We start from the raw sequence: 11,362 nt of genomic DNA on the forward strand, positions 1-11,362 counted from the left end.
AGCGCCGGCCCGGCCGGAGAGAGGACAGCTGAGTATGGAACCCTTCGTCGAACACCACGGTCGCGCGGTCGCCCTGCGCCGCGACGACGTCGACACCGACCAGATCCTGCCCGCGGAGTTCTGCAAGCGGGTCACCAAGAGCGGCTACGAGGACGCGCTGTTCGCCCGCTGGCGCGCCGAGGACGGCTTCGTCCTGGAGCAGCCGCGCCACGCGGGCGCGACGGTCCTGCTGGCCGGCCGGGACTTCGGCATCGGCAGCTCCCGCGAGCACGCCGTCTGGGCGCTGCGCGACTGGGGGTTCCGTGCCGTCGTCGCCACCGGCTTCGGCGACATCTTCCGCCGCAACGCCCTCAACAACGGGCTCGTCCCGGTCGACCTGCCGACCCCCGTGGTCGAGGAGCTGATGGACCTCGCGGAGTCCGCCGAGGGCCTGCGGCTCACCGTGGACCTGCGGGTCGGCCTGCTGCGCCGGCCGGGCGGCGAGCACCCGTTCACGGTCGACGCGCGGGCCCGGGCCCGGCTGCTCGAAGGGCAGGACGTGATCGCGGAGACCCTGCTCAGGACCGGGGACATCGAGGCGTACGAGGCGGGCCGCCCGTCCTGGCTGCCCGAGATCCCGCGCGGCGCCTTCGACCTGGCCGAGCAGCGGCTCCAGGGCGAAGCGCCGCTCCAGACCGAACAGCGGCTGCGGACCGACGCCGCGGGAGTGAGCCGATGAGCGCCACCACGCACCATGACACCCCGGCCCGCCGCGCCCTGGGCGCCGAGCGGGTCGCCGGACTGCCCGGCGGGGGGCTGGCCGCGCTGTTGTTGGAGGGGCTGCCGCCGGACACCGTCGACCTCGCGGTCGGCACCCCGGCCTACCCCGACACGCCGCCCGGGCTGGTCGAGGCGGCGGTGACCGCGCTGCGGGCCGGCGTCCACCAGTACCAGGACCCGGCCGGGCTGGCGCTGCTGCGCGAGCGGATCGCCGCGGCCCTGCCCGGCGCCCCGGACCCGGGCTCCGAGATCACCGTCACCGTCGGCGGCAGCGAGGGGCTGGCCGTCGCCCTGCTCTCGTTCGTCGACCCCGGCGACGAGGTGATCGTGTTCGAGCCCTTCTACGAGAACTTCCTCAGCGCCATCGCCCTCACCGGCGCCCGCCCGCGCCCGGTCCGGCTGCGGGAGCCCGACTGGAGCGTCGACCCGGACGAGCTGGCCGCGGCCTTCGGACCGCGCACCCGCGCCGTCATCGTGAACAGCCCGGCCAACCCGACCGGCGTCGTCCTGGAGCGCGACACCCTCGACCTGCTCGCCGAGCTGTGCCGGCGCTGGGGCACCGTGGTGATCTCGGACGAGGTGTACGCCGGGTACGTCTACGAGTCGGCCGGCTACCGCTCGGTCGCCGAGATCGAGGGCCTGGCCGACCGGTCCGTGGTGGTCGGCAGCCTCTCCAAGAGCCATGCGATCAGCGGCTGGCGGCTCGGCTTCCTGCGCGCGGCGCCGGAGCTCACCGCCCTGCTGCGCAAGGTGCACGTGGCCACCACCGGTGGTGCGGCGGCCGCGCTCCAGCACGCCGCCGCCAACGCGGACCTGCTGCTGCCGGAGCGCTGGGACCACGCGGCGGGGATGCGCGAGCGGCGCGACCGGACGGTGGCCCTGCTGCGGGACGCCGGCTTCGACTTCACGCCCCCGGCCGGCGGCTGCTACGTGCTGGCCCGGATCGACGGGCTGACCGACGAGCCCAGTCCGCGCTTCATCCGCACGCTGCTCGCCGAGACCGGTGTGCTGGTGGCGCCGGGCACCTCGTTCTTCGTCGATCCGGCCGATGGCGAGCGCTACGTCCGGATCGCCTTCAACCGTCCACTCCAGACCCTCGACACCGCTGCCGAGCGGCTTCGCGCCCGCAGCCCGCAGAAGGGAGTCACTCCGTGACAACCGCCATCAGCATCTCGACCGAAGCGCGGCACGACGGACTGGTCCTCGGGATCACCGCCGAGACCGCGGGGAACCGGCTGGTCGACCTCGGCAAGGAGCAGGGGGAGTTCATCCGCCGGCGGATCACCGAGCACGGCGCGGTCGTGCTCAGCGGCTTCGACTGGCAGGAGTGGCCGGAGCTGGACACCTTCGTCAACGCCGTCGTCGGCCGGCCGCTCGACTACACCGAGCGCTCCTCGCCGCGCACCGAGCTGCACCCCGGGGTGTTCACGGCCACCGACCACCCGGCGACCGAGGAGATCTTCCTCCACACCGAGCAGTCGTACAACCTGAACGTCCCGCGCTACCTGTTCTTCTTCTGCCGCCAGGAGTCGCCGGACGGCGGCGCCAGCCTGCTGGCCGACTGCCGCGCCCTGCACGCCGGGCTGCCCCGGGAGACCGCCGAGCGGTTCGAGCGCGAGGGCTACCTGCTCGTCCGCAACTTCCGCCCCGGCCTGGGCCTTTCCTGGCAGGAGGCGTTCGGCACCAGCGACCCGGACGAGGTCAAGGCCTACTGCGACGCCAACAGCATCGAGCTGGAGTGGCTGGAGCGCAACCACCTGAGGACGCGTCAGCTCCGCTGGGCCGTCGCCACCCACCCGGAGACCGGCGTCCGCTCCTGGTTCAACCACCTGACCTTCTTCCACGCCCGCACCCTGCGCGAGGACGTCGCCGACTTCCTGCTGGAGGAGTACGGCCCCTGGGGGATGCCCACCAACACCTTCTACGCGGACGGCAGCGAGATCCCGGACGAGGTCGTCCGGCAGCTCCAGGCCGCGTACCGGGCGCAGCAGATCGACGTCAACGTGCACACCGGTGAGGTCCTGATCGTGGACAACATCAGCGTGGCGCACGGGCGGGCTCCCTTCGTGCCGCCGCGTGACCTGTTCGTCAGCATGGCCGGGGCGCACGCGTGGTCCGAACTCCGCCCGGTGGAGCGGACGTCGGCGCCCGCGGTGGCGCTGCCGACCCCGCCGCAGTGACCTCGGGCAGTACGACGGCCGATGCCGCCGTGGCCGCGGAGCCGGGCCCGCCGCCGCTGTCCCGCAACCGCGAGTACAACGTGCTGTGGACCGCGAACATGGTCTCCCAGCTGGGGGCGCAGGGCACGCTGATCGCGTACCCGCTGCTGGTGCTCGGGCTCGGCGGCTCCGCCTTCGAGGCCTCGCTGGCCGAGTTCGCGATCGCCGGGTCGCGGGCGCTCGCGGCGCTCCCCTCGGGGGCGCTGGCCGACCGGGTCAGCCGCAAGACGCTGATGCTGGTCTCGGAGTTCGGGCGGGCCGCGGCGCTGGGCGTGCTCGCGCTGCTGGTGGCGATCGGGCACGCGCCGCTGGCGGCCATCGTGGTGGTGGCGGTGGTCGAAGGGGTGTGCACCTCGCTGTTCGGCACCGCCGACCAGGCGCTGCTGCCGAGCGTCGTGCCGTCCTCGCAACTCGCCGACGCCGTGACCCGCAACACCGCCCGCTACTACCTCGCGACCATCGTGGGCCCGGGGATCGGCGGATTCCTGTACGGCGTCCAGCGGTTGCTGCCGTTCGTCGCCCAGGCGGTGACCTCGGCGATCGCCTTCGTCACGCTGTTGTTCCTGCGGCTGCCGGCGCCGCCGGCCGCACCGGTGTCGTCGCCCGAGGGCGAGGGCGAGGGCGAGGGCGAGGGTGTGGACCGGCCCGAGGGGACGTTGCAGGCGATGGCGTCGGGGCTGCGCTGGCTGCGCGGCAACCCGGCGGTGCGGGCCACCGTGCTGTTCGGCACCGCCTTCAACCTGGTGTTCAGCGGCCTGCTGATCGCCGTGGTGGTGATGGCCCAGCAGGACGGCCGGTCCGGTGCCGAGATCGGCGCCATCGGCGCCCTGGTCGGCGCGGGCGGCGTGTCGGGTGCGCTGGCGGCCGGGCGGCTGCGCCGCTCGCTCTCGCCGTTCACGGCGCTCATGGTGCTGACCTGGGCCACCGCCGTGCTGGTGCCGCTGCTCGCGGTGGTGCCGACCGGCTGGCCGTCCGGGCTGGTGCTGGGCGCGGCCGCGTTCCTCGCACCCACCGCCACCGCCCTGGTGGCGGGTCATCAGATGATGGTCACCCCCGATGAGATGCGCGGCCGGCTGGCCGGCCTGATCGGGGTCTCGATGGGCGCCGGCGCGGCGCTCGGCCCGCTGCTGTGCGGGCTGCTGCTGGAGACGGTGCACGCCGTGCCCACCGTCCTGAGCTGTGCGGCGGCGTTCCTGCTGATCGCACTCGGCGTGACCGTCACCCCCGCGGTCCGCGCCTTCCCCGCCCTGCCCGACAACCGGGAGCACCCGTCCGGGAGTTGAGGAGGGGGATGCGGAGAGGGGCGGCGCCCGACCGGCGCCGCCCCTCTCCGCGTGTCTTCCTTCGGGCGTTCAGGCCCGCAGGTAGGTGAGCACGGCGAGCACCCGGCGGTGGCCGCTGTCCGGCGTGGGCATGTTCAGCTTGGCGAAGATGTTGCCGATGTGCTTGTTCACCGAACTCTCCGCGATGAACAGCATCTCGGCGATGGTGCCGTTGTTGCGCCCCTCCGCCATCAGCGCCAGGACCTCGCGCTCGCGCTGGGTCAGCGAGGACAGCGGGTCGTCGCCGGCCCGGCGGACCATCAGCTGCGAGATGACCTCCGGGTCCATCGCGGTGCCGCCGTCGGCGACCCGCTCCAGCGCGAGCAGGAACTCCTCGGCGCGCCCCACCCGGTCCTTCAGCAGGTAGCCGACCCCGGAGGCGCTCTGCGCCAGCAGCTCCGTCGCGTACGCCCGTTCGACGTATTGCGAGAGCACCAGGACGGGCAGGTTGGGCAGTTGCTTGCGGGCCTCGACGACGGCGCGCAGGCCCTCGTCGCGGAACGTCGGCGGCAGCCGGACGTCCACCACGGCGACGTCCGGGCGGTGTTCGAGCAGCGCGGGCAGCAGGTCGTCCCCGTTGTCCACGGTGACGCACACCTCGTGCCCCTCGCTGTTCAGCAGCAGGACCAGCCCCTCACGGAGCAGGGCGTTGTCTTCGGCGATCAGGATCCGCATGGAATCTCCACCTTCAGTACGGTCGGGCCCCCGGGCGGGCTGAACAGGTCGGTGGTCCCGTCGAAGGCGGCGACCCGGCGCCGGAGTCCGAGGATCCCGCTCCCCGTGCCCTCGGTGGCGCCGCCCTTGCCGTCGTCCTCGACCCTGATCGAGATGGCGTCCGACGCGATCCGCAGCCACACCAGCGCGCTGCGCGCCCCGCTGTGCTTCGTGATGTTGGTGAGCGCCTCGGAGATCACGAAGTAGGCCGCGGCCTCGGCGGCGGCGGGCGCGCGGGGCGCCGCGCCGGCCGACTCGTCGATGTCTATCCGGGTCGGGACCCCGCACAGCGCGGTGAGCGCCCGGACGGCGTCGGTCAGCCCGCGGTCGGCGAGCACCGGCGGGTAGATGCCGCGGACGAGGTGGCGCAGCGACTCCAACGCCTGCTCGGCGAGGTTCTGGGCCGCGTCCACCATCTCCGGGACCTGCTCGGGCCGTTGGCCGAGCGCGCGCTTGATCATGCCGAGCCGCAGCGAGACGGCGACGATGCCGGCCTGCGCGCCGTCGTGCAGATCGCGTTCGATCCGGCGCAGTTCGGCGTCGTGCGCGTCGAGCGCCTCGGCGCGGGTCACCGAGAGTTCGCGGACCCGCTGCGCGAGCGCGACCCGGGGGCGGGCGGTCAGCAGCCGGCGGGACATCCGGGCGTGCACGAGGGCCAGCCCGCGCATCGCGGCCATCGCCACCACGGCGTAGCCGACGCCGATGAACACCGCGACGAAGGACTTCAGCCACGAGTCGACGTTCATCAGGATGATCGAGTTGCGCTCGCCCGACGCGAGCTTCCACCACACCGGTGCGGACAGCCAGTTGAAGGCGTTGCCGCAGATGCTCAGGGCGAAGATGCACAGGGCCGAGCCGACGACGCCGTGGGTGATCACCCAGACCAGGTCCTTGCGGACGGCCGGGTCGCGCAGGGAGGGCTTGCGGGGGCCGGTGCGGCCGGGCTCCAGGTCGCGGTAGGGCGTGCGGACCTCGGTCTCCAGCAGCCGGCCGACCCACCGGCGGTGGACCTCCGCGTACCTGCGCAGCACCCGCAGTGTCCTGGGCAGCAGCAGGAAGCCCGTTCCGACCAGGCAGAGCGCGAAGATGATGGCGATCAGGTAGAACAGCAGCAGCCCGGCGAGTCCGGTCATCAGGCAGAGCAGGACGTAGCCCGCGGCCGGAGGGAAACGGATCACCGTCTGGCGGACCCACTGCTCGGGTTGTAAGCGTCGCAACTCGGCAATGCTGGGGGCGCGCACGGCTCCTAAAACCCTCCGAGTCGTCATCCCGATCACCCTACCACCGTCCCAAATGCGGCGGTGGGTGGCACTTTTCTGCACCATCGACTCTCCAGTTCGTGCCCTGGTTCCGCACCTGCTCCAGGACTTACCTTCGTGAACGTCAAGTAGTGCGTGCGAGTGGTGGAGGCCGGAAGTGAGCAGAAAGGGACGCGGAGCGCGGACGGAGGAGTTCCAGAGCGCGGCCGCGGAGGAGGAGTACGCGGCGCCGCCGCGGCCGGACGGCAGTGCCGCTCTGGACGCCCACTGGGTCGTCCGCCTCGACGGGGTCCGGAAGACGTACGGCAAGGGCGCCGGGGCCGTGCACGCGCTGCGCGATCTGTCCCTCGCCTTCGCCCGGGGCACCTTCACCGCGGTGATGGGTCCGTCCGGGGCGGGCAAGAGCACCTTCCTGCACTGCGCCGCCGGGCTGGACCGCCCGGACGCCGGCTCGGTGGTGCTCGGCGGTACCGAGCTGGCGCAGCTGAGCGAGGTCGATCTGACCATCATGCGCCGGGAGCGGGTCGGCTTCATCTTCCAGGCGTACAACCTGATGGCGGCGTTGACCGTCGCGGACAACATCACCCTGCCGCTGATGCTGGCCGGCCGCCAGCCGGACCACCAGTGGTTGCAGCAGGTCGTGACGCAGGTGGGTCTCGCCGACCGGATGAGCCACCGGCCCTCGGAGCTGTCCGGCGGCCAGCAGCAGCGGGTGGCCATCGCCCGGGCGCTGGCGGCGCGGCCCGAGGTGGTCTTCGCGGACGAGCCGACCGGCGCGCTGGACACCCGCACCGCCAAGCAGGTGCTGACGCTGCTGCGCGAGGTCGTGGACAGCCTCGGACAGACGGTGATCATGGTGACCCACGACCCGATCGCCGCCTCCTACGCGCACCGCGTGGTGTTCCTCGCGGACGGGAGCTACGCGGAGGAGATGACGCACCCCACTCCGGACCGGGTGGCCGAGCGCATGACCCGGCTGGGGGAGTGGTGAGACGTGTTCAGGCTCGTCGTACAGACCGTCAAGGAGCGTAAGGCCGGGTTCGTCGGGGCGTTCGTCGCCCTGTTCGGCGCGTCCGTGCTCGTCACGGCCTTCGGAATCATCCTCCAGTCCGGCATCGGCAACGGGGTGCCGGTCCAGCGCTACTCCGGCGCTGCGGTCGTGGTCGGCGGTCAGAAGCACTTCACGGTCCACGAGGCCAAGAAGAGCAAGTCCAAGGACCTCAAGGACGCCGTCGGCGTCCCGATCGACCTGGTCGACAAGGTCGCCAGGACCGAGGGTGTCGACAAGGCCGTCCCGGTGCTCACCTTCCCCGCGCAGGTCGTCTCCAACGACGGCGAGGAGCTGGTCAAGGGCGCCGACGACCGGACGTCCAACGGCACCAACTGGGGCGCGGCCGCGCTCGGCCCGTACGACCGCAACGGCGACGAGCCGAAGCGCGCCGGCGAGGTGGTGCTGGAGAAGTCCGTCGCCGACCACCGCAAGGTGAAGGTGGGCGACAGCGTCAAGATCGCCTCCACCCGGGACGCCAGCTCGTACAAGATCGTCGGCATCGTCACCTACAAGGGCGGCGGCGGGGCGCTGCGCACCCCGCCGGTGTTCTTCTCCGACGACGAGGCGCGCACCCTGTTCGGCCGCACCGACCAGGTCAGCGCCATCGGCGTGCTGGCGCCCAAGGACACCAACGCCGGCAAGCTCGGCGACCGGATCGACAAGGCGCTCAAGGGCTCCGCGATCGACGTCTACACCGGTGACGGGCGCAGCAGCGTCGAGAACCCGGACGTCGCCTCGGCCCGGGGCAGCCTGAAGGAGCTGGCGGGCTCGCTCGGCGGCACCGTCGTGCTGATCACCATGATGGTGGTGGGCAGCACCCTGGCGCTCAGCGTGCACCAGCGCCGGCGCGAGCTGGCGCTGCTGCGCGCGGTCGGCGCGACGCCCAAGCAGATCCACAAGATGATCTCGGGCGAGGCCCTGGTGATCTCGCTGGTGGCCTCGATCCTGGGCTGCTTCCCCGGCATGCTGGCCGCCGGGGTGCTGCGCGGGGCGCTCGGGGCGATCGGCATCCTGCCGGACGACTTCGAGTTCTCCTACGGCCCGATCCCGGCGATCGCCGCGGTCGGCATCGGCGTGATCGCCGCGCAGGTGGCGGCGTTCGCGGTGGCCCGCCGGGTGGTGTCGATCCGGCCGGTGGAGGCGCTCAGCGAGGCCCAGACCGAGCAGCCGGGCATCGGCGGCGCCCGGGTGGCCATCGGGATCCTGCTGTTCGTCCTCGGCTTCTGCGCGTCGCTGCTGCCGCTGTTCTTCGGCAGCATCTTCGCCGTGGCCGCGGCCGGCAGCGGCGGTCTGATCATGGTGATCGCGATCCTCATGCTGGCCCCGCCGGTGGTGGCGAAGGCGACCAGGCTGATGGCCGCGCCGTTCCAGCGGCGGTTCGGGACCCTCGGGTTCCTGGCCGTGGCCAACACCCGGGCCAACGCCCGGCGGCTGGCGGCCGGCATCGGCCCGCTGATCCTGGCGATCGGCTTCGCCTCGGTGCAGCTGTTCATCCCGACCACCACGTCGGGTGCGGCCGAGGCGCAGGCCCAGGCGGGCGTCGTCGCCGACTACACGGTGACGAGCGATTCCGGCGGCCTGCCGGTCACCGCGCCGAAGTTCATCGCCGGCCTGGACGGGGTGGACGCCGCGGCCGGGACGGTGCGGGTCGACCTGTTCGCCTCGACGAAGATGCTCGGCTCGCCGGAGATCTTCGACTACAAGGCGCAGGGGCTGACCCCGGGCAACCTGAGCCGGGTCGTCGACCTGGACGTCTCCGAGGGCTCCCTGGACAACCTGTCCACGGACACGGTGGCGATCAGCAGCGGGGCTTCGGCCACGCTCGGCGCGGGCGTCGGCGGCCAGATCAAGGTGCACATGCCCGACGGGCAGACGCTGGAGCCGAAGGTGATCGCCGTGTACAAGCGCGGCCTGGGCTTCGGCGACATCACCCTGTCCTACGACACCGTGCTCCAGCACAGTTCGCGCCGGATGTACGACTCGGTGCTGGTGCGGGCCAAGGACGGCGCCGACAAGAAGAAGGTGATCGGGGAGCTCACCGGGCTCAACGACCGCTACCCCGGGGTGCACGTCCAGGACAAGGGCGGCCTGTCCGCCGCCCAGGAGAAGGCCGGCACGGCCAACCTGTTCGGCAGCGCGCTGCCGCTGGTCCTGGTCTTCGGGTACATCGCGGTGGCCGTCGCCAACACCCTGGTGATGACCACGCTGTCCAGAGCACGGGAGTTCGCGCTGCTGCGGCTGGTGGGCGCGACCCCCGAACAGGTCATGCGGATGATGCGCACCGAGACGCTGATGCTGATCCTGATCGCGGTGGTGGTCGGCAGCCTGGTGCCCATCGTGCCGTTGATGACGGTGAGCATGGGCCTGACCGGGTCCCTGGTTCCGCACATTCCGCCGCTGCTCTACCTGGCGATCGTGGCGGCGACCTCGGCCCTGGCCGCGGCGGCCGTTCTGGTGCCGACCAAGCTCGCCCTGCGCGCCCGCCCGGTGGAGGCCATCGGACTGCGCGAGTAGCTCCGCCCCCACCATTGCCACACCGACCCGCCGATGGGGTCCGCGACCGCGGACCCCATCGGCGTTTTCGGGTTTCCGGGCAGGTCGAACGGCGTTTCGCAGTGCGGCAACCAGGGTCATTCGGCTGCCGCTTAACGACCCTGACCGGCCCCGCCGCCCGGTGTTAGCCTGCATTCACCAGAGCGAATTCCCCTTTTGCGTAATCCCCGTACCGACGAGCCGTGGACGGAACACGGCCGAACGGGGCTGTTGTGCTGCGCCTTTTTCGGATTCCGGTGAATGCGGTGGGTGGGTTTTAGTGAATTCACAGTCATGGCGTGAAAAGGCCGGACGGCTCGCGCGCGAACACGGTGTGCGCTCCCTCCGGTGCGCGTTCTACGACGCCGGCGAACTCCACGTCGCCGAGGCGGGTGCGGAGCCCGGGCCGGCGCCCGCCGCGCCGTTCGCCTCGCTCACCAAGCTCTTCACCGCGACGCTGGCCATGCAGCTGGCCTTCGACGGCGACCTCGACCTGGACCTGCCGGTCGGCGAGTACCTGAACGAACCACCCTTCGCCGAGCTGAGACTGACGACCCGCCACCTGCTCAGCCACTCCTCCGGAATGGTCTGCGACGGCCCCGGCGACGGCGGGCTGCGGGCCGCCGTCGCGGCCGGCCCGCTGTTCGCCCCCGGCACCGCGTTCTCGTACTCCAACGCCGGGTTCGCGCTGGCCGGAAAGGTCATCGAGGCCGCCGCCGGGGTGAGTTGGCGCAACGCCGTGACGGACTTCCTGCTCCGGCCGCTGGACATCGAGCCGGCCTTCCTGGCGGCCGACGAGATCCCCCGCGACCTCGCCCCCGCCGCCGCGATCGCCGGCACCGTCACCGACCTGGTCGCGTTCGCCCGGCTCCACCTGGACGACCGTGACGCCTCGCACGCCGCCCTGCTCGACCAGGAGGCCGTCCGGGAGCTGGCCGAACCGCCCTTCGACACCCTGCCGTTCGGCCTGGCCGACGGCTGGGGCCACGGCTGGGCCCGGTACGGCAACGGCGCCGACCGCTGGCTCGGCCTCGACGGCGTGGGCGCGGGCGCCACCTGCCACCTGCGGATCCAGCCGGAACGCGGCACCGTGATCGCCCTCCAGGCCGACTCCGCGGCCGGCCTCGGCGCCTGGCAGGACCTGCTGGCCCAGCTCCGGGCCGAGGGCGTGGACGTCGCCGGCTACGCGCCGGGCCCCGCCGCCGGCGCCGCGCAGGACCTGTCGGACCGCGTCGGGCAGTGGGCCAACGGCGAGACCGTGTACCGGATCCGCCCCGGCGCCGACACGGCGGACGGCGCACACCCCGGCGCCACCGTCCTGGTCGACGACGACGGGATGGAGTACGACCTGACCGGCCGAGGCGAGCGCTTCTTCGCCGCCCGGCACCCGCGGCTGCCCGAGGTGGAACACCTCGGCCGCTTCCTGCTCGACCCGGAGACCGGGCGCGCGGACCACATGCAGTTCGGCGGCCGCGTCCTGCGACGCGTCGCCTGAACAGGCTGGAG

At 72.5% G+C, this 11,362-nt stretch carries 9 protein-coding genes; 7 read left to right on the forward strand and 2 right to left on the reverse strand.

The window, feature by feature from the left end:
• The first annotated feature begins 34 nt into the window (after positions 1–34).
• From leuD to ACFVHI_RS12015, 4 genes are read left to right on the forward strand one after another with little or no spacing between them, the layout of a single operon-like run.
• Entirely contained in the window at positions 35–718 is a 684-nt protein-coding gene (leuD, locus tag ACFVHI_RS12000; protein ID WP_380338223.1) for a 3-isopropylmalate dehydratase small subunit, read from the forward strand.
• The gene (locus ACFVHI_RS12005; RefSeq protein ID WP_380338226.1) at positions 715–1,914 is read left to right on the forward strand and encodes a pyridoxal phosphate-dependent aminotransferase; all 1,200 of its coding nucleotides are present in this window, start codon (positions 715–717) and stop codon (positions 1,912–1,914) included. The genes leuD and ACFVHI_RS12005 overlap by 4 nt, the downstream gene beginning before the upstream one ends.
• Positions 1,911–2,939 (forward strand): TauD/TfdA family dioxygenase, encoded by a 1,029-nt coding sequence (locus tag ACFVHI_RS12010; protein WP_063349705.1) that lies wholly within the window; start codon positions 1,911–1,913, stop codon positions 2,937–2,939. Before ACFVHI_RS12005 ends, ACFVHI_RS12010 begins: the two co-directional genes overlap by 4 nt.
• A gap of 29 nt (positions 2,940–2,968) precedes the next feature.
• Positions 2,969–4,261 carry an MFS transporter gene (locus tag ACFVHI_RS12015; RefSeq protein ID WP_380338229.1) on the forward strand — a complete coding sequence of 431 codons (1,293 nt, stop codon included), beginning with the start codon at positions 2,969–2,971 and terminating at the stop codon, positions 4,259–4,261.
• A 69-nt stretch (positions 4,262–4,330) separates the two neighbouring features.
• Here the strand turns inward: ACFVHI_RS12015 and ACFVHI_RS12020 are convergent, their stop codons facing one another.
• Positions 4,331–4,975, reverse strand: a complete 645-nt coding sequence (locus ACFVHI_RS12020) for a response regulator transcription factor (RefSeq protein ID WP_363375491.1) — start codon at positions 4,973–4,975, stop codon at positions 4,331–4,333.
• Positions 4,963–6,231, reverse strand: a complete 1,269-nt coding sequence (locus tag ACFVHI_RS12025) for a sensor histidine kinase (RefSeq protein WP_244293481.1) — start codon at positions 6,229–6,231, stop codon at positions 4,963–4,965. The genes ACFVHI_RS12020 and ACFVHI_RS12025 overlap by 13 nt, the downstream gene beginning before the upstream one ends.
• Before the next feature lie 298 nt (positions 6,232–6,529).
• Here ACFVHI_RS12025 and ACFVHI_RS12030 point away from each other — a divergent pair, with 298 nt between their 5' ends.
• The 3 genes from ACFVHI_RS12030 (at position 6,530) to ACFVHI_RS12040 (ending at position 11,351) form a co-directional block, all read left to right on the forward strand.
• Complete coding sequence (locus ACFVHI_RS12030; RefSeq protein ID WP_063351478.1) at positions 6,530–7,264, forward strand: ABC transporter ATP-binding protein; 735 nt, start codon at positions 6,530–6,532, stop codon at positions 7,262–7,264.
• A 3-nt stretch (positions 7,265–7,267) separates the two neighbouring features.
• Complete coding sequence (locus ACFVHI_RS12035) at positions 7,268–9,838, forward strand: FtsX-like permease family protein (protein WP_063349709.1); 2,571 nt, start codon at positions 7,268–7,270, stop codon at positions 9,836–9,838.
• Positions 9,839–10,136: 298 nt separating this feature from the next.
• Positions 10,137–11,351, forward strand: coding sequence for a serine hydrolase domain-containing protein (locus ACFVHI_RS12040; protein WP_380338234.1), 1,215 nt, complete (start codon positions 10,137–10,139; stop codon positions 11,349–11,351).
• The last annotated feature ends 11 nt before the right edge of the window (positions 11,352–11,362 follow it).

This window comes from Kitasatospora sp. NPDC127121, from assembly GCF_042677305.1.
Lineage (GTDB): Bacteria > Actinomycetota > Actinomycetes > Streptomycetales > Streptomycetaceae > Kitasatospora.